This window comes from Dactylosporangium sp. NPDC051485 (assembly GCF_040682015.1).
GTDB lineage: Bacteria > Actinomycetota > Actinomycetes > Mycobacteriales > Micromonosporaceae > Dactylosporangium.
On sequence record NZ_JBFAZW010000005.1, the window covers coordinates 1 to 20836 of the forward strand.

At 72.1% G+C, this 20836-nt stretch carries 19 protein-coding genes and 1 pseudogene; 13 read left to right on the forward strand and 7 right to left on the reverse strand.

Annotation, left to right across the window (positions count from 1 at the left end):
* The 4 genes and pseudogenes from AB0M46_RS03790 to AB0M46_RS03805 form a co-directional block, all read left to right on the forward strand.
* Positions 1-1236: pseudogene (locus tag AB0M46_RS03790) on the forward strand (NAD-glutamate dehydrogenase); the annotation flags it as partial.
* Between the two features lie 192 nt (positions 1237-1428).
* Positions 1429-3138: an alpha/beta hydrolase fold domain-containing protein gene (locus tag AB0M46_RS03795; RefSeq protein ID WP_363332718.1), complete on the forward strand. Its 1710-nt coding sequence runs from the start codon at positions 1429-1431 to the stop codon at positions 3136-3138.
* Positions 3135-3473, forward strand: coding sequence for a hypothetical protein (locus tag AB0M46_RS03800; protein ID WP_363332719.1), 339 nt, complete (start codon positions 3135-3137; stop codon positions 3471-3473). The genes AB0M46_RS03795 and AB0M46_RS03800 overlap by 4 nt, the downstream gene beginning before the upstream one ends.
* A complete protein-coding gene (locus AB0M46_RS03805) occupies positions 3449-3739 on the forward strand; it encodes an alpha/beta hydrolase (RefSeq protein ID WP_363332911.1) in 291 nt (96 codons plus the stop codon). Before AB0M46_RS03800 ends, AB0M46_RS03805 begins: the two co-directional genes overlap by 25 nt.
* Before the next feature lie 269 nt (positions 3740-4008).
* Here AB0M46_RS03805 and AB0M46_RS03810 read toward each other — a convergent pair whose 3' ends face one another.
* A complete protein-coding gene (locus AB0M46_RS03810; protein ID WP_363332720.1) occupies positions 4009-4746 on the reverse strand; it encodes a sigma-70 family RNA polymerase sigma factor in 738 nt (245 codons plus the stop codon).
* Positions 4747-5038: 292 nt separating this feature from the next.
* Between AB0M46_RS03810 and AB0M46_RS03815 the strand changes: the two genes are divergently transcribed.
* From AB0M46_RS03815 to AB0M46_RS03835, 5 genes are all read left to right on the forward strand, one after another.
* Positions 5039-8719 (forward strand): BTAD domain-containing putative transcriptional regulator, encoded by a 3681-nt coding sequence (locus AB0M46_RS03815; protein ID WP_363332722.1) that lies wholly within the window; start codon positions 5039-5041, stop codon positions 8717-8719.
* Positions 8720-8850: 131 nt separating this feature from the next.
* Complete coding sequence (locus tag AB0M46_RS03820; protein WP_363332723.1) at positions 8851-9744, forward strand: RNA polymerase sigma-70 factor; 894 nt, start codon at positions 8851-8853, stop codon at positions 9742-9744.
* Between the two features lie 61 nt (positions 9745-9805).
* Positions 9806-10162, forward strand: a complete 357-nt coding sequence (locus AB0M46_RS03825) for a siderophore-interacting protein (RefSeq protein ID WP_363332725.1) — start codon at positions 9806-9808, stop codon at positions 10160-10162.
* 54 nt (positions 10163-10216) lie between these two features.
* Positions 10217-11158 (forward strand): SDR family oxidoreductase, encoded by a 942-nt coding sequence (locus AB0M46_RS03830; protein ID WP_363332726.1) that lies wholly within the window; start codon positions 10217-10219, stop codon positions 11156-11158.
* 2 nt (positions 11159-11160) lie between these two features.
* On the forward strand, positions 11161-11988 hold the full coding sequence (locus AB0M46_RS03835; protein ID WP_363332727.1) for a helix-turn-helix transcriptional regulator: 828 nt from the start codon (positions 11161-11163) through the stop codon (positions 11986-11988).
* Positions 11989-12001: 13 nt separating this feature from the next.
* Here the strand turns inward: AB0M46_RS03835 and AB0M46_RS03840 are convergent, their stop codons facing one another.
* Both AB0M46_RS03840 and AB0M46_RS03845 read right to left on the reverse strand, forming a co-directional pair.
* Positions 12002-12130, reverse strand: coding sequence for a hypothetical protein (locus tag AB0M46_RS03840; protein WP_363332728.1), 129 nt, complete (start codon positions 12128-12130; stop codon positions 12002-12004).
* A 59-nt stretch (positions 12131-12189) separates the two neighbouring features.
* Entirely contained in the window at positions 12190-13119 is a 930-nt protein-coding gene (locus AB0M46_RS03845) for a helix-turn-helix domain-containing protein (RefSeq protein ID WP_363332730.1), read from the reverse strand.
* 71 nt (positions 13120-13190) lie between these two features.
* On the opposite strand from AB0M46_RS03845, the gene AB0M46_RS03850 reads away from it, so the two are divergent.
* The gene (locus AB0M46_RS03850; protein ID WP_363332731.1) at positions 13191-13901 is read left to right on the forward strand and encodes an MBL fold metallo-hydrolase; all 711 of its coding nucleotides are present in this window, start codon (positions 13191-13193) and stop codon (positions 13899-13901) included.
* A 118-nt stretch (positions 13902-14019) separates the two neighbouring features.
* Here AB0M46_RS03850 and AB0M46_RS03855 read toward each other — a convergent pair whose 3' ends face one another.
* Positions 14020-14892: a methyltransferase domain-containing protein gene (locus AB0M46_RS03855; protein WP_363332733.1), complete on the reverse strand. Its 873-nt coding sequence runs from the start codon at positions 14890-14892 to the stop codon at positions 14020-14022.
* A gap of 660 nt (positions 14893-15552) precedes the next feature.
* Between AB0M46_RS03855 and AB0M46_RS03860 the strand changes: the two genes are divergently transcribed.
* Genes AB0M46_RS03860 through AB0M46_RS03870 form a run of 3 tightly spaced genes read left to right on the forward strand, consistent with a single transcriptional unit; the run spans position 15553 to position 18366 of the window.
* Positions 15553-15843 (forward strand): FeoA family protein, encoded by a 291-nt coding sequence (locus AB0M46_RS03860; protein ID WP_363332735.1) that lies wholly within the window; start codon positions 15553-15555, stop codon positions 15841-15843.
* Positions 15840-17786: a ferrous iron transporter B gene (locus tag AB0M46_RS03865; protein WP_363332737.1), complete on the forward strand. Its 1947-nt coding sequence runs from the start codon at positions 15840-15842 to the stop codon at positions 17784-17786. The genes AB0M46_RS03860 and AB0M46_RS03865 overlap by 4 nt, the downstream gene beginning before the upstream one ends.
* A gap of 7 nt (positions 17787-17793) precedes the next feature.
* A complete protein-coding gene (locus tag AB0M46_RS03870) occupies positions 17794-18366 on the forward strand; it encodes a NifU family protein (RefSeq protein WP_363332739.1) in 573 nt (190 codons plus the stop codon).
* Between the two features lie 99 nt (positions 18367-18465).
* On the opposite strand, the gene AB0M46_RS03875 is transcribed toward AB0M46_RS03870, so the two are convergent.
* From AB0M46_RS03875 to narJ, 3 genes are read right to left on the reverse strand one after another with little or no spacing between them, the layout of a single operon-like run.
* Positions 18466-19389: an MFS transporter gene (locus AB0M46_RS03875; protein WP_363332741.1), complete on the reverse strand. Its 924-nt coding sequence runs from the start codon at positions 19387-19389 to the stop codon at positions 18466-18468.
* A gap of 54 nt (positions 19390-19443) precedes the next feature.
* Entirely contained in the window at positions 19444-20190 is a 747-nt protein-coding gene (narI, locus tag AB0M46_RS03880) for a respiratory nitrate reductase subunit gamma (protein ID WP_363332743.1), read from the reverse strand.
* A complete protein-coding gene (gene narJ, locus AB0M46_RS03885; protein WP_363332912.1) occupies positions 20187-20798 on the reverse strand; it encodes a nitrate reductase molybdenum cofactor assembly chaperone in 612 nt (203 codons plus the stop codon). The genes narI and narJ overlap by 4 nt, the downstream gene beginning before the upstream one ends.
* Between the last annotated feature and the right edge of the window lie 38 nt (positions 20799-20836).

Consider the following 20836-nt stretch of genomic DNA (forward strand, 5'->3'; position numbering starts at 1 on the left):
ATGACCGACGAGGTCGGCGAGCTGGTCCTGCGCGACAACTACGACCAGGCCACCGCCCTGGGCAACGCCCGCGCGCAGTCCCGCTCGCTGCTGCCGGTCCACAAGCGGCTCATCGCCGACCTGGAGCGCCACGGCCAGCTCGACCGCGAGCTGGAGGGCCTGCCCACCGACGAGGAGCTCGACGCGCGCGCCGCGGCGGGGGTCGGCCTGACCTCACCCGAGCTCGCGGTCCTGCTGTCCTACGTCAAGATCGTCCTCGAGCACGAGATCCTCGACTCCAAGCTGCCCGACGAGGACTGGACCAACGAGGTGCTGCTCGACTACTTCCCGACCCCGCTGCGGGAGCGCTTCGTGGAGGCGATGGCCGAGCACCCGCTGCGCCGCGAGATCGTCACCACGCAGGTGGTCAACCAGGCCGTCAACCGCGGCGGCACGACGTTCTTCCACCGCGCCGCCGAGGAGACCGGGACCGGCGCCGCGGACATCCTCCGGGCATCCGTGGTGATCCAGGAGGTGTACGGCCTGGGCGAACTGCGCCGCGCCGTCGAGTCCCTCGACAACCAGGTCCCGACGGAGGCGCAGACGGCGGCCTATCTGGCGACCCGGCGCCTGCTCGACCGGGCGGTCCGCTGGATGGTCTCCAACCGGCGGCTGCCGATCGACGTCCCGGGTGAGACCGCCCGGCTGCGCCCCGGCATCTCGCGCCTGCTGCCGCAGCTGGAGACGCTGTTCCGCGGGCAGGAGCGCGAGGAGCTGGACGCCAACGCCGCCACGCTGCGCGGGCTGGGCCTGCCGACGGAGATCGCGGACGCGGCAACCCGGATCATGTACGGCTTCGGCCTCCTCGACATCGTCGAGGTCGCGTCGCGGACGGGCCGGGAGGTCAGTGAGGTCGCCACGGTCTACTACGTGCTGTCGGAGCGCTTCCGCATCGGCGACCTGCTGTCGCGGATCTCCAACCTGCCGCGCGAGGACCGCTGGCAGACGCTGGCCCGCATGGCGCTGCGCTACGACCTCTACGCCGCGCTGGCCGCCCTGACGGGGGAGGTCCTCAACGCCACGGCGCCGGACGCCGACGCCGTGGCCCGGGTCCACGAGTGGGAGCAGAGCAACGCCACGTCGATCGCCCGCACCCGCAACACGATCGGCGAGTTCGGCGACTCCCCGGGCGATCTGGCCGCCATCTCGGTGCTGCTCCGCCAGATCCGCACCCTGGTCCGCACCTCCGCCGCCTGATCAGGCCGGAACCGTACCCGCCCTCGTGGCCCAGACCGGTGACCTCGTCCAGCAGCGTCGAGGCCCACGAGTGCGGATCGTAGCAACACAGGTACGCCAGTGACGCGCGCACTCACTCGTTCGCCACTGCTTCCGCACTCGGCCTCCTTAGCGTTCCTGAGCACAGAGACACACCGACTGAGGAGGCACATCGTGTCCGATGTTGTGCTCGAGCCGGCCGCGCGAGAGTTCGCCGAGGCCGCGGCAGAGCCACCGTTCTTGTACCAGCTCGCTCCGGAGGCGGCGCGCAAGGTCCTCGATGACGTGCAGGGCGAGCCGGTCGCGGCGCCGCCGATCGACGAGCAGTGGGTGACCGTCGCAGCCGCCGTCGGTGACGTGCGCGTACGGGTGGTCCGGCCGCAGGGTGTCACGGGCGCGCTGCCGGTGGTGTTGTACGTGCACGGTGGCGGCTGGGTGCTGGGCAACGCCGGCACGCACGACCGGCTGGTCCGGGAGATCGCCGTTGGGGTCGGCGCGGCCGTGGTCTTCGTGGCGTACACGTCATCCCCGGAGGCGCACTACCCGGTGGCGATCGAGCAGATCTACGCGGCGGCGCAATGGATCGTGGCCGACGGTGCGTCGTACGGCCTGGACGCCTCCCGGCTGGCGATCGCCGGCGACTCGGTGGGCGGCAACATGACCGCCGCCGTGACGCTCATGGCCAAGCAGCGCGGCGACGTCACGTTCGTGCACCAGTCGATGTACTACCCGGTCACCGACGCCGGGCAGGACACCGGCAGCTACGCCGAGTTCGCCGACGGGCCGCACCTGACGGCGAAGGCGATGGCGTGGTTCTGGGACTGCTACGCCCCGGACCACTCGGTGCGCTCGGAGATCACGGCGTCACCGTTGCGGGCGACGCCCGAGGATCTCGCGGGTCTGCCGCCGGCCTTCCTGATCGTGGACGAGGCCGACGTGCTGCGCGACGAGGGCGAGGCCTACGCGGCCAAGCTGCGCGCCGCCGGAGTGCCGATCACCACGGTGCGCTACGACGGTACCTGCCACGACTTCATGATGCTGAACCCCTTGAGGGACACCAACGCCGCCAAGGCGGCCACCGCGCAGGCGATCGCGGTGCTGCGGCAGGCGCTGCGCACCCGGACCGCAAAGAAGATCGTGGTGATCGGTGGCAGCGGGCTCATCGGCAGCAAGGTTGTGCACAAGCTGCGCGAGCACGGGCACGACGTGGTCGCGGCTTCCCCCGCGTCGGGCGTCAACAGCCTCACCGGCGAAGGCCTGGCCGCTGCCCTGGCGGGCAGGCAGGTCGTCGTCGACGTGACGAACTCGCCGTCCTTCGAGGAGGCGGCGGTCATGGAGTTCTTCACCACCTCGACCCGCAACCTGCTCGCCGCGGAGGCGGCCGCGGGCGTCACGCATCACGTCGCGCTGTCGATCGTGGGCATCGAGCGCCCGCCCGGCAACGCGTACTTCCGGGCGAAGGTCGCGCAGGAGCGCCTCATCAAGGAATCCACCATCCCGTACTCGATCGTCCGGGTGACGCAGTTCTTCGAGTTCGTCGAGCGAATCGCCGCCCAGGCGACCGAGGACGACAAGATCCGCCTTTCGCCCGCGCTCATCCAGCCGATGGCTGCCGAGGACGTCGCCGACGCCATGTGCGAAGTCGCCGTCACGGCCCCGGTGAACGGCACTATCGAGTTCGCCGGACCCGAGCAGTTCCCGCTCGACGAGCTCGTCCGCAGCGTCCTGCGTACCCGCAACGACCCCCGCACGGTGATCAGCGACCCGCACGCGCCCTACTTCGGCCAGGAGCTGGAGGAGCGCAGCCTCGTCCCCGACGACGGCAGTGCCCGCCTTGCCGGTACCCGCTTCGACGAGTGGCTCCGCCGCCCGTTCACCCCATGAGACTGCCCGAGGAGAACTCCTTCCATGAGCGCGAGCTCAGAGTCAAGGCGGAACTGTTCATGGCCGAGTCGAGCCACCCAGGCGACGCCACCGGGGTAGCGGCCGCCGACTGGCTGCTCAGTCGCGCGGACGCCGAGCGCGAGCTGGCCGGCCTCCGCAGCCTTCTCGGCGCGGTCAAGGCGATGCACATCGACTCCGGACCCGACCAGGGCTTGGGCTCGGCCCGGCCGCCCGGGGCGAGTAACCCGCGTGGCGCAGATTCCGATTCGCCATCCGGCCGGACGCCTTCCACCACCAGTTCGCCGCTGACATTACCCCCGCCCAGGCTGCCGTGATGTGCGCGACCCAGCGCCCGGTCACGCAGGCCGCCCTCTCGGCCGGCCTGCCGACGGACACACCGGCCTGGAAGGCGATCCCGTCGTGGTTCGTCTTCAGCGACCGGGACCTCAATATCCCGGTAGCCCTGCACCGCTTCATGGCGGAGCGGGCCGGCGCCAAGGGGATCCGCGAGGTGCCCGGCGCGTCCCACGCGCTCGGTGTCTCGCAGCCAGGCGCGGTGGCGGCCTCGATCCTCGAGGCCGTGGACGCGGTCTCGGCGTAGTCCGGTTCCCGGGTGAGGGTCCCGAGACGTCGCGGGGATCTCCAGCCGTCGTCAACCGGCCGGCGCACCCCACCGACGAACCGCATCGGCTCCGTCGATCGCTGTCGCAAAGTGGGCGCCTGCCCTGTCATAGCTGCTGACAGGTGAAGGCAGGGGGCGAAGGTGCCGGCCTGGCAATCCGCCGGGCCGGCACCGCCGTGGCCGCGATTGCCGTCAGCTGCGCCGAGGGACGGGCCAAGAACCTCCGGGTCGTTCTGAATCCCGCGAAGCTACGAGGCCGGCCCCGCCGCTCGCGAGGTACCCGGGTCCTTCGCAATGTCGGCGAGAGCGCTCGGGTCCCCGGTTCGGGCAACTTTCCGGAATGCCGTCAGCAGCCTGAGCTGTTCCGCGGGCGACGCCGGTCTGCCGGGGTCGGCGGCCAGCCGGACCCGGGCACGTCGGATCAGCTGGCGCGCATTGGTCTCGGTCAGGCTGAGCACGTCGCCGATCTGCCGATGCGGGTAGCCGAACGCCTCCCGGAGTACGAAGGCGGACCGCTCCCGAGGAGTGAGCCGTTCGATGAGCAGCAGCATCGCGGCCCGCAGTTCTTCCATGCGTTCCACCACCGCCACGGGGTCGTCGCCACGGTCTGGCCAGTTCGCCGGCCACACTCCCGTCGGGCTCTGGTGTCGGACGTGCGCCGTCTGGATCGCATTGATCGACAACAGGGTGGTCGTCCGGCACAGGAACGCCGGCACGTCGTGGACGGCCCCGCGGTCCGTGTGGTCCCAGCGCAGCCACGCGTCCTGCACGACGTCCTCGGCATCGGATCGGTTGCCGACGATTCGCCGCGCTATGCACAACAGCCGGTCACGAACGTCGATGAATTCGGCGAGATGGTCGGGGCGGACATCGGGTCGGGCCGTTGTCCGCAAGGCGGCGCGGTACCTGTCGGCACCTCCGCCCGGCCGGGTCGACGCGACGTCCGCGAACGCGGGGGCGACGGGATCGACAGCGGCTTCAGGCATCGATGCCTCCTGGTCGGCGACTCTCTGTGTGCCCGACGCTAGGCGTGCGTAGGTCAGAGGCAGTTTCAGAGCAGTGCTGCCGTGAGTGACCTTACGGCGACATCTACAGCCATGAATCAGGGGTGGCGAAGATGTTCAGTGTCAGGCCGCGAATGTGACCGGAGTCACACCTAAGTCTGTCACAACCAGGCACACCACCATGTCTCGGCTTGTGAAAGCGGAGAATGGAGGACAACGTGCGAACGTTTGTTGAGGATCGGCGCTTGTCGACTCGCGGAAGCACTCGCGCCGCATGACGGCCGTACAGTTCAGGATCCTCGGCCCGGTACGAGTCCAGCGCGGCACGACCGACGTCGACATCGGCGGTCGCCAGCAGCGACTCGTGCTCGCCCTCCTGCTGGCCCGAACGGGGTCGGTCGTCAGCGTGACCGAACTGGTCGACGCCATCTGGGACGAGGATCCGCCGACGAGCGCGGTCAACGTCGTACACCGCTACATCGGCGTGCTCCGCCGCCTGATCGAACCCGGCCTGCCGGTGCGAGCTACCGGCCGCTTCCTTACCCGGGAGGCGGCCGGGTATCAGCTTCGGGTCACCGAGGACTCACTCGACCTTCTGCGCTTCCGCAAACTGGTGGCACAGGCCAGGGAGGCGACGGACCCAAGCCGAGCGGTACGCCTCTACCTCGACGCCTTGTCGCTGTGGCAGGGCCCGTGTGCCGCCGGGCTGGAGCCCACCTCACGCACCCATCCCACATTCGTCGCGATGGAGGCTGAGCGATCCCATACGGTGCGGGACGCCGCCGACATCGCCTTGCGGGCCGGACAGGTGCGGATGGTCATCCCGGCGCTGCGCCAGGCGACCGGTCAAGATCCGCTGGACGAGGCCCTGCAGGCCCGACTCGTGCTGGCGCTTGCGGCCGACGGACGGCAGGCAGAGGCTTTCGATCTGTTCGGGGACCTTCGCCGGCGGCTCCGCGACGAACTCGGCATCAGTCCCGGTCAGGAACTGCTCGACGCGTACGACCGTCTCCTGCACCAGCGCACCGGAAAGACAACCACCACCGCTTCCCCGCCGTCCGCACCGGCCCAGCTATCGGCCGGCACCGCCCCCGTCAACGGCCGGGCGGACATCGTCGCTCGGGCCATGCCGCTCCTGGACGATGACCGGCGACAGGCCCGGGCCACCGCGGTCCTGGCCGTCGATTCCCACCGCGGACTCAGTCCGGCGGCACCCGCGCCGGTGATGGTCGGCAGGGACGCCGAACTGGGTGCCATGCGCCGGCTGCTCACCGACGCGGCGGTCGGGCGTGGGTCCACGTTGCTGGTCCACGGCACCCCCGGCGTCGGCAAGTCCGCGCTGCTGCGTGCTGTCGGCGCCGACGCCGCGGAGCGCGGCTTCATCATCTTGTCGACAGCTGGAGTGGAAACCGAGCGATGGTTTCCGTTCGCCGCGCTGCACCTGCTGCTGCAGCGGATCTCCCGCCAGGTGGCCGACCTGCCGGAGACGCATCGGCTGGCCCTGCGGGGTGCGTTCGGTGGCGTGGGGAGTCAACCCGACGCGTACCGGGTCGCCTTCGCCGTGCTGGAACTGCTCGCCGACGCCGCCGACCGGCAACCGGTCCTGCTGCTCTGCGACGACCTGCAGTGGTTCGACTCGCCAAGCCGGGAGGTGCTGAGCTTCGTCGCCAGGCGCGCCCGCGATCACGCCATTCTGGCAGTCGGCGCCGCACGCAGCGACGGCGCCGACTGGCGCGCGGCGATGGCCCAACCCGAACTGCACCTCGAACCGCTCGGCCGAGCGGCCGCCGCCGAACTGCTCGATGCAGGCGCGCCGGGCCTGCCGCAGTCGGTGCGGGCGCTCATCCTGGAACGCTCCGCAGGCAATCCGCTCGCCCTCGTCGAACTGCCCAAGGCCGTGCAGGGGACGCAAGGGAGGATGCACGACCTGCCACTGACCCAGCGGCTGGAGGAAGCTTTCGCCGCCCGTACCGATGAGGTGAGCCCCGCCTGCCGCGCCTTTCTCCTCGTCATGGCCGCGGAGCCGACGGCGCCGCTGAGCCGGCTGCTGGAGGTGTCGAGCCGGCTCGTCGACTCGGCGGTGACCGTGGACGTGCTTCATGAGGCGGTCGGCGCGGGACTGGTCACGTTCATCGAGGACAAGCCCGAGTTTCGTCATCCGCTGATGCGCTCCGCCATCTACGAGCGCGCCACGCTCGCCGATCGGCTGGCCGTCCACCGCGCCCTGGCCTCGGTGCTGGACGACGTTCCTGAGCGCCAGCTCGCCCATCTCGTGGCGGCGACCCTCGGCCCGGACGAGAAGCTGGCCGGCCGGCTCGAACGCTTCGCCGACGCGTCGCAGGCCCGAGGCAAGGTCGCCGCGGCCGTTGCGGCCCTGAGCCGGGCGGCGGGCCTGGTCACCGACACCCGCCGCCGGACCCGCATCCTGGTCCGGGCGGCAGAGCTGTCCAGCGATCTCAACGACCGCCACCACACTCGGATGTTGCTGGCTCGCGCGGACCTCAGCGCGCTGGGCCCGGTCGAACGGGCCCGTCTCCTGCTCGTGTCCGACAACGCCGCGTTCGAGCCGGACGAGCCCCGCCAACGGATTCTGGACATGGTGCGCGCGGCGGCCGGGGCGTTTGACGACGGGGCCCGGGACGTCGCCGAGAACCTGCTGTGGCGGGCCGCGGCACGGTGCTTCTTCCAGGACGGCGACGCGCGAACACGGGCCGAGACGGCCGCCGAGATGAACCGGTGGGACGCCGACCCGGACACCGCTCACGTGCTGGCGGTGCGGGCGTACACCGAACCGTACCGGCATGGCGCTGACGTGCTGGCGCGCATCGGCGACATCGCCCCGGACCAGCAGGATGGCAGGATCATGCACTTCCTCGGCTCCGGCGCGATGGTTCTCGGCGACTTCACCCGCAGCACCCGGTACCTGGCCCGAGCGGCCGCGAGCTGGCGATCGCAGGGGCGGCTCGGGCTGCTCGCCCGCGCACTGGCTGGCTCGTGGCCACGCGTCTACCTGGGTCAGCTCGACCAGGCTCGCGCCGAGTCCGAGGAGGGGTATCTGCTGGCGAAGGAGACCGGGGAGACGATCGCCCTGCTGGGGTTGACGGCCACGGCCGGACTGGTGTCCACGCTGCGGGGCGAGACGGCAGCGGCGGCGCGACTCGGCACCGAACTCCGCACCGGCAGCCTGTTCCCCTACATGCCGTTCGCCACCGTGATGGCGCAACAGATCGACGGCCTGCTCGCCTTGTTCGCCGGTCGCGCCACCGAGGCGTACGACATGCTTGCGGCCGTCTTCGACCCGGCCGACCCGCATCACCACTCGGTGAGCCGATGGCTGGTGGCGCCGGACCTGGCCGACGCCGCTGTTGCCGCGGGCACCGTCGAGCAGGGGCGGAAACTGCTGGCCGACCTGCCCGAGCTGGCCCGGCGGCTGCCCTCGGAAATGATGACGATGGCGGACGCCTACACCAGCGCCGTGCTCGCCCCGGATGACGAAGCGGAGCAACGCTACAACGCCGCGTTGGCCGCGCTTCCGGCCGGCTGCCGGCTGGTCCGCGCCCGCCTGCACCTGCATCACGGCCGCTGGCTACGTGCACAGCTGCGCGACCTCGACGCCCGCGACCTGCTACGCACCGCCCGAGACGAGTTCGACCGGCTCGGCGCCCTGCCATGGGCCGACGCGGCCCGTATCCAACTGCGGGCGTCCGGCGAATCCAGCGCCCGGCGGCACCCGACCGTCGGCCAGCGGCTGTCCGCGCAGGATCTGCAGATCGCGATGCTGGCTTCGCAGGGCCTGAGCAATCGAGAGATCGCCCAGCGCCTGTTCATCTCTCACCGCACCGTCGGCTCCCATCTGGACCACCTCTATCCGCGGTTGGGGGTGACCGGCCGTGATCAGCTGGCTGCCGCGCTGGCGGTCGGTGGTGGGGCGAGCGAGGCTGACCCGGCCGGGTGAACCGCCGATCAGCCGCTGCGTGGTGATCGACGTGTCGAACTCACCGCCGCTCGAGGACGTCGCGGTGATGGAGCCAACCACGTGTTCGCTAGCCTGGGGAAGCGCGCGCGAATCACCTTGGGGGAACAGTGGTGGGGGATCTCGACGAGGCGGCATCGGTCTTCGCCGGCGTGCGCCCACGGTTGTTCGGTATCGCGTACCGCATGCTCGGCAGCGTTAGCGAGGCCGAGGACCTGGTGCAGGAAGTCTGGCTGCGCTGGCAGACGACCGACCGCAGCGTGGTCAACAATCCGGGCGCGTTCCTGGCGACGACCACGACGCGACTCGCCATCAACGAGCTGCAGTCGGCCCGGGCGCGCCGCGAGACGTACATCGGACCCTGGTTGCCCGAGCCGGTCGACACCAGGGCGGACCCGTTCCTGGGCGCCGAGCGCGGGGAGGCGCTGGAGCTCGCGGTCCTGATGCTGCTGGAGAAGCTCACCCCGCACGAGCGGGCAGCGTACGTGCTGCGGGAGGCATTCGACTACCCGTATCCGCAGATCGCCGCGATCCTGCAGTCCACCGATCCGGCCGTGCGCCAGTTGGTCAGCCGGGCGCGCAAACACGTCGCCGGTGAGCGGAGGCTCCCGGTACCGCAGACCGCCCAGCGGCAGCTGCTGGCCGCCTTCCTCGATGCCGCCCGCGGCGGCGATCTCGAGGCGCTGGAGAAGCTGTTCGCAGCCGATGTCGCGAGCGTCTCCGACGGCAACGGAGCCCGGCAGGTGTCCCGCAAGCCGGTCGTGGGCGCGGCCCGTGTGGCGAAGTACATCGCGGCCTTCTCCACCTGGTACTGGGAGGGTGTGGACCTGCGGTGGGTCACGACGAACGGGCAGACCAGCGCGGTGCTGCGCCGCGGCGACGAGCTGCTCGGCATGGTCACGATCAACGCCTCCGCGTCCGGAATCGACCAGGTGCTGTGGATGATGAATCCGGAGAAGCTCGCAGCATTTTCCGCTGTCACAACGGAGGGGCCTGCCCTGTCCTAGCCGCAGACGGATGAAGGACAGGGGGCCGCGGGTGCCGCGGAGGCGAGGGTATCGGCCGGTAGTGCCTCGGGTTCATGACGACGTCGTACGCCGGCTCGCCGCCGCCTGCCACACGGGCGACGTCATCGCGATCGAGGCCGCCCTCGACCCGGACGCCGTCGCCGTGTGCGACAGCGGCGGCCGCGCACCCGCTGCGATCCGTCCCGTGCACGGGGCGGCCGGGGTCGCCTGGCTGCTCCGTACCCTGCTGGCCGGAACCGACCTGACGATCGAGAGCGTCAACGGCAGCACCGGCCTGGCGATCCGCCGGGCCGGCACCGCCGTGGCCGTGATCGCCGTCAGCTGCCACGAAGACCGGGCCACGACCCTGTGGGTCGTCCTGAATCCCGCAAAGCTGCGGGGCTGGCCCGGCCGCTGAGCATGTACTGCCAGTACATGGCTGCGAACGGGCAGTGGCATCAGAGTTTGAGGCATGAAGAAGGTAACCATGCAGCACACCACCGACCTGAGCGGGCGGCTCGCCGTCGTGACCGGGGCGAGCAGCGGCATCGGACTCGGCCTGGCGATCCGCCTGGCCGCGGCCGGTGCCGAGGTTCTCCTGCCGGTCCGCGACGAGGTCAAGGGCGCCGCCGCGCTGCGTCGCATCCGCGACGAGGTGCCCGGTGCCGCCGCATCGCTCCGCGGGCTCGACCTGGCCTCGCTGAAGTCGGTGGAGGCGTTGGGGGACACCCTGAACGCCGAGGGGCGGCCCATCCACATCCTGATCAACAATGCCGGGCTGATGACGCCGGCGACGCGGCACACCACCGTCGACGGCCTCGAGCTCCAGTTCGGGACCAACCACATCGGGCACTTCGCGCTCACCGGCCGGCTGCTGGCGCTGCTGAGCGCCGGCGAGGCCCGGGTGACGACCATGACCAGCAGCGCGGCGCGGCACGCCAAGCTGAACTGGGCGGACCTGCAGAGCGAGCGGGCGTACGCGCCGGTCCGCGCGTACAACCAGTCGAAGCTCGCGAACCTGATGTTCGCGCTCGAGCTCGACCGGCGTTCACGGGCGGCCGGGTTGGGGATCGTCAGCAACGCCGCTCATCCGGGCACGACCCTGACCGGCCTGTACGCCGCCGGCCCGAACATGGGCCGGGATAAGCCCTCGCCGATCGAGGCCGTCATGAAGCGGCTGGCAAGCTGGGGCGTGCTGGTCCACGGCGTCGAACGGGGCCTGCTCCCGGCCCTGTACGCGGCCACCAGCCACCAGGCGGAGGGCGGTCACTTCTACGGACCGGACGGGTTCGGCCAGTTCACCGGCGGCCCGGCCGAACTGGACCTCTACCGCCCGGCACGCGACGAAGCCGCGGCCGCCAGACTGTGGGACGTCTCGCAGCGCCTTGCCGGCGTCGAGTTCGCGGCGGTGTGAGCATGGACCGCGCCCGGCTGGCCGAGTACCTGCGCACCCGCCGTGAAGCCCTGCAACCGGAGGACGTCGGCCTGCCGCGCGGGCGGCGCAGGCGCACGCACGGCCTTCGCCGCGAGGAGGTCGCGGTGCTCTCCGACATGTCGATTGACTACTACAGCCGCCTCGAACAGCCGCGCGGTCCCCATCCCTCCGAGCAGATCCTCGGCGCGCTCGCCCGCGGGCTGCGCCTGTCCCTGGAGGAGCGCGACCATCTCTTCCGGCTCGCCGGGTACGCCACCCCGCGCCGCTCCACCGACAACCACGTCAACCCCGGCATGATGCGCATCTTCGACGGTCTGCACGATGCCGCGGCGCAGGTGGTGAGCCCGCTCGGCGAGACATTGCTGCAGACCCCGTTGTCCGTCGCCCTGATCGGAGACGAGCGCGTCCACAATGGTCTCGCGCGCAGCCTGCACTACCGCTGGTTCACCGACCCGGCGACGCGGCTGCTCCGGCCAGCCGAAGGGCCACTCATCGTCGCGGACCTGCACGAGTCGTACATCCGCGACGGCAAGGATTCCCGGGCGGGCGTGCTGGTCGGCGCACTGCTCGAGGAGAGTCCCGAGTTCGCCGCGCTCTGGCGCGAGCATCCGGTGGCGAGCCGCTACTGCGGCCCGGTCCAGCTCATGCACCCGAAGGTCGGGTCGATCGACCTGCACTGCCAGCGGCTGATCGACCCGGACCAGTCGCAGCAGCTGGTCGTCCACACCGCACAGCCCGGCAGCGAGAGCCACGAGAAACTGCAGCTCCTGAGCGTGATCGGCGACGAGCTGGCCGGCCGGTCGCGGTAGGTGTTCTCGCTCGCTACGCATCTGCGGCGGCGAGCAGCGCCCGGCTGTACTCGGGCTGCGCGAGGTCCCGCTGCGTGAGCCCGCGGGCCGTCCGCAGCCGGCGGATGCCGGCCCCGACGGACTCCACGGCCTCGGCACTCACGCCAACCACTGTACGGCCGGGGCACGCGACCGAGGTGGAGCGGGCGCCGGCGGGGAGGGCTACGAGACGCGGAAGCTGGCGCGGTACGACTGCGGGGGCACGCCGACCACCCGCCGGAAGTGCGGCCGCAGGGCCACCCCGTCGGAGAAGCCGCTCGCCCGGGCCACGGTGTCGATCGGGCTGCCGGTCGTGGACAGCAGGTGCTGGGCGCGCAGGACCCGCTGGGTGAGGAGCCACTGCAGCGGGGAGCAGCCGGTCGCCTCCCGGAAGCGGCGGTCGAAGGTGCGCCGGCTCAGGTGGACCTCGGCGGCCAGGGCGGCCACGTCCAGGGCCGGGTCGGGCAGGCGTTGCAGCGCGAACCGCATCGCGTCGGCGATGGCGTCGCCGGCCGGCAGGCGGGGGACCGGGTGCTCGACGAACTGGGCCTGGCCGCCGGCCCGCTGCGGCGCGACGACCAGGGCGCGGGCGACGGCGTTGGCCACGGCCGGGCCGTGGTCGCGGCGCAGGAGATGCAGGCAGGCGTCCAGGCCGGCGGCGCTGCCCGCACTGGTGACGATGGTTCCCTCGTCGACGTACAGGACGTCGCCGACCACGGACACCTCCGGATAGGTCTGCGCGAAGTCGTCCAGGTGACGCCAGTGGGTGGTGGCCCGGCGCCCGTCGAGCAGGCCCGCCTCGGCCAGGACGAAGGCGCCCATGCACAGGCCGACCACGGTGGCGCCGCCGGCGTGGGCGTGGCGGAGGGTGTCCAGCACGGCAGGGTCGGGCGGCGGGCCGCCGGGCGGGCGCCAGCCGGGGACGATCACCGTGCCGGCGCCGTCGAGGGCGTCCAAGGTGGACGGCGGGGTCAGCGCGATGCCGGCCGTCGTGGCGAGGGGGCCCGGGCGCTCGCCGGCGGTGCGGACCTCGAAGCCGGCCGCGCCGAACACCCGGGGGGCGACCGCGACCTCCAGCATCGGAGCGCCGTCGCCGATGATCACGCCAATCATGGCTTGAACCTATCGTACGACGTCCTTCAAGCCACTTACGGGCGCCAGGCCCGGCGGCGAGGCTGTGGGGCATGGAATTCACGCACTTCGGCGGGCCGACCGTCCTGTTCACCTACGGCGGCCTGACGCTGCTCACCGACCCGACGTTCGACGGCCCGGGGGAGTACCCGCTCGGCCAGCGCGTCCTGGTCAAGACCGCCCCGCCGCTCGCACCCGCGCCGGAGCGGGTCGACGTCGTGCTGCTCTCCCACGACCAGCACCCGGACAACCTGGACCGCTCGGGTCGCGACTATCTGGCGTCGGTACCCCTGGTGCTCACCACCCCGCTCGGCGCCGGACGGCTCGGGGGCGCCGCGCGCGGGCTGGAGCCGTGGGTGCAGGCGTCGGTGGGCGGGGTCACGATCACGGGGGTGCCCGCCCAGCATGGGCCCGACGGCACCGAGCACCTCACCGGGCCCGTCACCGGGTTCGTGCTGCGTGCACCGGGGGAGCCGACGCTGTACGTCAGCGGCGACAACGCCTCGCTGGACGTCGTGCGGGCCGTCGCCGCCCGCTTCCCCGACATCGAGGCGGCGGTGCTGCACGGCGGCCGGGCCCGCACCGCGCTGCTCGGCGAGGCGAACCTCACCCTGGACGCGGCCGGGCTTGTCGAGGCGGTCCGGATCCTCGGCGCCCGCGAGGTGACGGTGGCCCACGTCGACTCCTGGGGCCACTTCACCGAGGACCGGGCCGCCGTCGAGGCGGCGTTCGCGGCGGCCGGGCTCGAAAAGGTGCTCGTCTAGGTAGCGCTCCGGCGGAGCAGGCACGCGGTTGGCGAACGAGGGCGGCTTCCGTGGCGTCGAAGGTGGTCATGAGGCCAGCGTCGCTGGCGGGGGCGCGGCGGCGTACGAAACGACACTGCTACTCGGCGCGCCGGCCGCGAGCGGGACCGCCGCCGGCATCCTCGAAGGCCGGGTCTGGGGCGTCGGGCAGGGGCCGGCGGCCGATGCTGGTGTACGTCGGGTAGCAGTAGGCCAATGCCTGCGGGTCGAGCATCGCGGTGCGGACCAGCTCGAGCTGCTCGTTGGTGACACCGCGGGCGAGCAGCGGGTCGCGTAGCTGGTAGGAGTTGCTGACGTGCAGCAGGTTGGCAGCAGTGCCGCCGGGCCACAGCCGGTTGTTCACCTCGGTCTGCAGGTCGACCAGCCCGGCGGCGCGCAGGGAGAGCGGGGCGCGGCGGGCCCAGCCGAGGTCCGCGCCGTTGTGTTCCAGGATGCCCAGCAGGGCGTCCTGGAAGGCGTCGAACGCGGCGGCGCACGCCTCGTTGGGGGCGTGCAGCAGCACGTCGCGCCGGGTGGTGTCCCAGTCCGACGTCACCAGCAGGCCGCCCGGCTTGAGTGCGGCGACCAATCGCCGGATGACGGCGTCGCGGTCGGTCAGGTGCAGCAGGAGCAGGCGGGCGTGGATGAGGTCGTAGTGGTCGGCGGGGAGCTGGGCGGTGCGGACGTCACCCTGCCGGACGGTGATGTTCCCGGCGGTGGGGATGTGCCGGGGGTCCAGGTCGAGGCTGGTGACGTGGCCGTCGGGTCCGACCCGCTCCGCGATCCAATGCGTGATCGTCCCGGCGCCCGGGCCGATGTCCAGGCAGTGCCAGCCGGCGGTGACGCCGATGCGGCCGAGCACCGCCGTCGAGTGTTCGTCCAGGATGCCGGCCAGCAGCCGCAGTTGCTCGTCGCCCTCCGGGGCCGCGTTGCTGAACGAGTACCGCGAGGGTCCGGTCGTGGTGATGGTCATGAAAGTCTCCCGAGGGTGATTCGTACCGCGGCTGGCGTCGTACCCGGTCCGAGGGCGGAGCTTAGTGACGCGGCTCGTGGGCACCGGCCGCCGAGCCCTCCCCGGCCGCTCCGGCCGCTGCGCCCGCGATTGCGCGGCCGCGTTCCGGCCTGAGCGCATCCATCGTCGTCACGACGCCTCCGACCTGCGGATCGGTCTGCACGGCGGGGCCGGTCGATGGGACGCGCCGCGAGTCTCGGGAGGGCGAAGATCGGCATATACCCATGTGACGTACGGCGGTGGCATCGGACACGCCGTAACCACACAACGCTGCGGGGCGCAGTCCCGGGTGGGAGCGGTTAGCGTTTTTTACGACGCCAGGCCCCGGGCCGGCATCTCGTCCTCAGCGACCACGGCATCCGCAAACGCCGGCACGCCGACTACGACCCCGCCGACGTCGACCGGCTGCTGCCGTTGGCGGTCGAGGCGGTCGCCGCGGTCCGTGACATGCCCCCGGGCGGCTGAGCGCAGCCCCGGCCACCGTCCACTTCGGACAATGGTGGCGACGGTCGCGCCGTCACCGAGCACAGGCCCGGCAAGTCAGGTCCAAAGGCCCGTGTCCGGCCCGAATTGGGAGGTTAGCCTCACCAAACGCAGGCACGGATTGGCCGGAGGTTGCGGATGGTCGGGACGAGGTTCACCGGGCGCCAGGACCGCCCGGAGCGCGCGAACGACCGTACGCTTGCCGAACTCGCACCCGGCGCCCGGGCAAGGGTCGTCCGTGTCGTCGCGCCGGAGCCGGCCACCGCCGGGCGGCTGGCCGATCTCGGGTTCACCGCGGGCGCGGTGGTGCAGGTGTTGCGTCGCGCGCCGCTGCGGGATCCGGTGCTCTACCGGGTGCAGGACTACGACATATGCCTGCGCCGGGAGCAGGCGGCCTGGGTGCGCGTGGTCGAAGAGGTGGAGGGGTGAGCCCCGGGTGCCACGACGGTGGCGGGGGCACGCTCGCCCTCGCCGCGCCGCACATCGCGCTGGTAGGCGCCCCGAACGCGGGCAAGACCAGCATCTTCAACGCGCTGACGGGGCTGCGGGGCAGGACGGGCAACTATCCCGGCGTGACGGTGTCCCGGTTCGTGGGCACGTGCCGGGTGGGTCCCGACCGGTACGTCATCGAGGACCTGCCGGGCACCTACGGGCTGCGGCCGGTCAGTCCGGACGAGCAGATCGTGGCGGACGCGCTCGACGGCCACCTCGACGGGGTGCAGCGGCCCGATGCGCTGCTGGTGGTGGTCGACGCCACCACCTTGCGCCGGTCCCTGGGCTTCGTGGCGCAGGTCCTGGCGCGTGGCCTGCCGGCCGGTCTGGTCGTGACCTTCACCGACGAACTGGTCCGCCGCCAGGGCGCCCTCGACGTTGACGCCCTCGCCGAGGCGCTGGGGGTGCCGGTGCTGGCGGTGGTCGGCCATCGGCGGCACGGGATCGCGCCGCTGCGTGAGCTGCTCGCCGGCTGGCGGTCATGGCCGGTGCCCGTGCTGCCGCCGCCGGTGGACGGGCCGGAGCGGGACGCGTGGGTGGACTCCGTGCTCGGCTTCGCCGGCTACCGTGCCGCCGAGCGCCACCGGGCGACCCAGCGCATCGACGCGGTCCTGCTGCACCCGCTGTGGGGCACACTGGTGTTCTTCGCGGTGATGGTGCTGTTCTTCCAGACGCTGTTCACCCTGGCGGCGCCGTTGCAGGACGTGGTGGCGGCGGGCTTCGACCGGTTGGCGGCGGTGGTGGCCGGGCACGTCGGCAACCGCTGGCTGGCCTCCCTGCTGGGCGACGCGTTGATCGGCGGGGTCGGTTCCGTGCTGGCCTTCGTACCGCAGATCATGCTCCTGTTTTTGTTGCTGGCCCTGCTCGAGGGCGTCGGCTACATGTCCCGCGCGGCGTTTCTCATGGATCGGGTGATGGCCCGCGCCGGCCTGGAAGGCCGTGCCTTCGTCGCCCTGCTGTCGTCCTTCGCCTGCGCGATTCCCGGGATCATGGCCACCCGGACGCTGCCCTCGGCCCGCGACCGGCTGGCCACCATGATGGCCGCCCCGCTGATCACGTGCTCGGCCCGGCTGCCGGTCTACGTCGTCCTGATCGGCCTGCTGGTGGACCGGTCCGGGCGGATCGGGCCATTCGGCGCGCAGGGGCTGGTCATGTTCGGCATGTACCTGTTCGGCGCCGTCTCGGCGATGCTGGCCGCCTGGGCCTTCAAGAAGCTCGGCGATCATCGCGGCCGGCTCATGCCGTTCTACCTGGAGATGCCGCCCTACCGGCTGCCCTCGGCGAGGTCGGTGGCGATCACGGTGTGGGACTCGGCGAAGTCCTTCGTGTACAAGTGCTCGACGATCATCGTGGCCACCACGATCGGGTTGTGGCTGTTGCTGAACCTGCCGCTGCACTCGGCCGCCCAGTTGCAGGCCGCCGGGGTCGACCCCGGCGACCGGACCGCGGTGGCGGCGTACACGATCGACCACAGCTACGCGGCCGGGCTGGGCCGGCTGATGGCCCCGGTGTTCGACCCGTTGGGTTTCGACTGGCGCATCAACGTCGGGGTGCTGTCGGCGCAGGCGGCACGGGAGACGTTCGTCGCGACGCTCGGGCAGGTTGCCGCCGCGGATGGCCCGGGGGACTCGGGCGAGGCGCTGCGCGGGATGACCTACGCCGACGGCGCCCGCGCCGGGCAGCGGGTGTTCACCGCGCCCACGATCGCCGCGCTGCTGGTCTACTTCGCCGTCGCCCTGCAGTGCATGGCGACCATCGGCGTGATCCGCCGGGAGACCGGCACCTGGACCTGGCCGCTGGTCGCCTTCGGCTATCTCACCGGGTCGGCCTGGTTGCTGGCCTACCTCGCCAAGACACTCACCGGTCTGCTGACGGGATAGCACGACCATGGTTCCCATGCACCCGCAGGCCTGTCCGGGCGACCCGGATCGGCTGCGCTGGATCATTCCGGCCGGCACGCTGAGCGTCACCGGCGCCCTCGCCGCCGTCCCGGCCCCGCTGGCGGTGCTGCTCGCCGACGGCACGCTCGCCGAGGTCGTGGCCGAACCGGCCGCGGTCGTGACCCGTCTGGGCCGCGGCCGCAGCTGGTCCGCCGAAGGCCCTCGGGTCCGCACCGCGCTGCACGGCGCCCTCGACGAACCGACCGGCTGGATCGCGGCGCACGGTCCCCAAGGGCAGGGCCCCGGCCCGGACGCGCTGCTGTACGCCATGGCGCAGCAGCTGCTCGACGGGGCGGCCGGGCAGTTCGCCCGCTCGCACGGCGGCGCCATCGAACTGCTCCACGTCCGCGACGGCGTCGTGACCGTCCGCCTCGGCGGCGCCTGCCACGGCTGCCTCGGTGCCGGCCGCACGCTGCACCAGCGCCTGGAACTGCAACTGCGCCGGCGATGCCCCGGCGTGCGGGCGGTGGTGGCCGACAACGGTCGCCACCACACCGGCCCCGGTTCCCTGGGCGCGTGACGTCCAGGCCGTTGATATCCGGTCGCAACGCCAGTCTCGCCGTCCGTGTTGGGCGCGGACGGCGAGACAGGCTACGGCGTGCCGGGAGCGACGGCCGGCTCAGGCGGCGGCGGGCCGGCGGCCGGAGATCGACAGCACGGTCAGCAGCAGCGCGGCCAGGGCCACCACCGCGAGCAGCACGAGGCCGAGCGCGTACGAGTGGTAGCTGCCGTAGATCGAGCCCATGAGCAGCGGCGGGACGAAACCGCCGAGGCCGCCGGCCGCGCCGACCACACCGGTGACGGAGCCGACCTGGTTGGCGGGGGCCTTCCGGGCGACCAGCGCGAACGTGGCGCCGCTGCCGATGCCGAGGGCGGCCGCCATGCCGAGGAACGCGATCGTGCCGAGCGGGGCCAGGCCGGGGGTGAAGGACTGCACGAGGGCGCCGGCGATGACGACGCCGAGGCTGACGGCGAGCACCCGGCCGGCCGCGATCCGGTCGGACAACCAGCCGCCGATCGGGCGCATGAGCACGGCCAGGATCACGAAGCCGGCCATCCGGTTCGCGGCGTCGGCCTGGGTCAGGGTGTACGCGTTCTTCAGATATGCCGGCAGGTACACCGAGAAGGCGACGTAGCCGCCGAACGCGACCGCGTAGAGGGCGGCGGCCTGCCAGGTGATGCGCAGCCGCAGGGTGGCCCCGAGGTGGGCGGCCAGCGGGGTGGACGGCACGACGCGGTTCGGCGCGTCGCGCAGCACCAGCCAGGCGACGACCGCGTAGACGGCCAGCACCACGGCGGTGATCACGAACGGCGTCTGCATGCTGTGCGCGTTGACCAGCTTGACCGTGGTGAGCGCGCTGATCGCGGTGCCGCCCATGCCCATGCCGAAGACGCCGACGGCGAAGCCGCGCCGCTCGGGTGGGAACCAGGCGTTGACGAACGGCACGCCGACGGCGAACGCGGTGCCGCCGATGCCGAGGAAGAAGCCGCCGACCAGGATGGCCGGGAGCGAGTCGTGGCCGAGCAGTCCCAGGTAGAGCACCGGCCTGGTCAGGCATGCTCTCCGGCCGCCCGGTGCGGCCGCCGGGAATCCGCGCTAACGGCCGGAGGAAACCCTCCTGCGGGCCGTGTCGCGAACCGAGTCGGGGGCGGGCGGCGGCGTCGGGGCCGGGCCCCGCCGGGTGCGGTAGACGACGTACGGGCGCCACAGGTACGCCAGCGGGGCGGACCAGACGTGCACGAGCCGGGTGAACGGCCACAGCGCCAGCAACAGGAACCCGCCGACGGCGTGCAGCTGGTAGACCAGCGGCGCGCCCGCCATCAGCTCGGTGTGCGGCCGGAACCAGAAGATGCCCCGGAACCACACGGCGATCGTCTCGCGGTAGTCGTAGCCGCCGCCGAGCAGGTTGCGCCCGATCGTCGCGACCATGCCGAGCACGACCATGGCCGCGAGGAACCCGTACAGGACCTTGTCCATGGTGGTGGTCTTGCGCCGGACGCGGCCGTTGACGAAGCGCCGCGCGATGAGCAGGGCGAGCCCGGCGGACAGCATGACGCCGGCGACCGTCCCGGCCGCGATCGACACCACGTGGTAGGTGTGCTCGGAGATGCCGATGGCGGTGGTGAGCGGCTCGGGTACCAGCAGGCCGACGGCGTGCCCGCCGATGACGCCGAACGCGCCCAGGTGGAACAGCGGGGAGGCGAGCCGCAGCAGCCGGTTCTCCAGCAGCTGGCTGGTGTGGGTGGTCCAGCCGAACTGGTCGCGCCGCCAGCGCCAGATGTGCCCGGCGACGAAGACGGCCAGGCAGGTGTAGGGCAGCACGATCCAGAGCAGGACGTTCATCGTGAGGACTCCACGGAGCAGGCGGGGTACGGGGCGAGGCGCAGGTCGGGTCCGGCGCCGATGCTGTCGAGGCCGACGGCCTCCACCGGCGGCCTGTCGCCGGCCAGTGCCGCGATGGCGGCGCGGTCGTCGTCGGTGAGGCCGGGCAGCACGGCGCAGACCGCGTCGAGCAGCAGGCGGTACGGCGTGCCGGTCTCGGTGAGCGCGGCGCGCAGCAGTTCGAGGCCCTGCCGATGCTGGCGCAGGGGTGCCTCGCCGTCGCCGGGGCCGGCGACGGCGGCGAACTCGAGCACGACCGGGAGCAGGTCGGGCAGTTCGCCGTCGGCGAGGCGAAGACCGTGGGCGCGGTACCGCTGCTTGAGCACGAGCAGCGCCATGCCGCGCTTGCGGGTGTCGCCGTGCAGGTAGTAGGTGAGGTAGAGGCCGCTGCGGCGGCGCAGGTCGAAGGTCTGCACGTACTCGCGCTGGGCGTCGATGGCCGGCGTGGCGAGCAGCCAGTCGAGGAACTCGGCGATCCGGCCGCGGGCCGCCGGGTGCTCGACACGAGTGGCGGCCGTACGCAGTTCGCCGCCGGCCCCGAGCAGTTCGGTGTCGGGGTAGGTGAGCATCAGCGAGGCGAGCTCGAAGATCCGGGCCCGGTCGGCGG

Excerpts from the sequence above, each read along its gene's own strand:
- AB0M46_RS03835 (WP_363332727.1), top strand. The coding sequence starts at position 11,161 with ATGGACCGCGCCCGGCTGGCCGAGTACCTGCGCACCCGCCGTGAAGCC.
- AB0M46_RS03815 (WP_363332722.1), top strand. The coding sequence starts at position 5,039 with ATGACGGCCGTACAGTTCAGGATCCTCGGCCCGGTACGAGTCCAGCGC.
- narI (WP_363332743.1), bottom strand. The coding sequence starts at position 20,190 with ATGAACGTCCTGCTCTGGATCGTGCTGCCCTACACCTGCCTGGCCGTC.
- AB0M46_RS03845 (WP_363332730.1), bottom strand. The coding sequence starts at position 13,119 with ATGATTGGCGTGATCATCGGCGACGGCGCTCCGATGCTGGAGGTCGCG.
- AB0M46_RS03810 (WP_363332720.1), bottom strand. The coding sequence starts at position 4,746 with ATGCCTGAAGCCGCTGTCGATCCCGTCGCCCCCGCGTTCGCGGACGTC.
- AB0M46_RS03830 (WP_363332726.1), top strand. The coding sequence starts at position 10,217 with ATGAAGAAGGTAACCATGCAGCACACCACCGACCTGAGCGGGCGGCTC.
- AB0M46_RS03800 (WP_363332719.1), top strand. The coding sequence starts at position 3,135 with ATGAGACTGCCCGAGGAGAACTCCTTCCATGAGCGCGAGCTCAGAGTC.
- narJ (WP_363332912.1), bottom strand. The coding sequence starts at position 20,798 with ATGCTCACCTACCCCGACACCGAACTGCTCGGGGCCGGCGGCGAACTG.
- AB0M46_RS03850 (WP_363332731.1), top strand. The coding sequence starts at position 13,191 with ATGGAATTCACGCACTTCGGCGGGCCGACCGTCCTGTTCACCTACGGC.
- AB0M46_RS03860 (WP_363332735.1), top strand. The coding sequence starts at position 15,553 with ATGGTCGGGACGAGGTTCACCGGGCGCCAGGACCGCCCGGAGCGCGCG.
- AB0M46_RS03870 (WP_363332739.1), top strand. The coding sequence starts at position 17,794 with ATGGTTCCCATGCACCCGCAGGCCTGTCCGGGCGACCCGGATCGGCTG.
- AB0M46_RS03855 (WP_363332733.1), bottom strand. The coding sequence starts at position 14,892 with ATGACCATCACCACGACCGGACCCTCGCGGTACTCGTTCAGCAACGCG.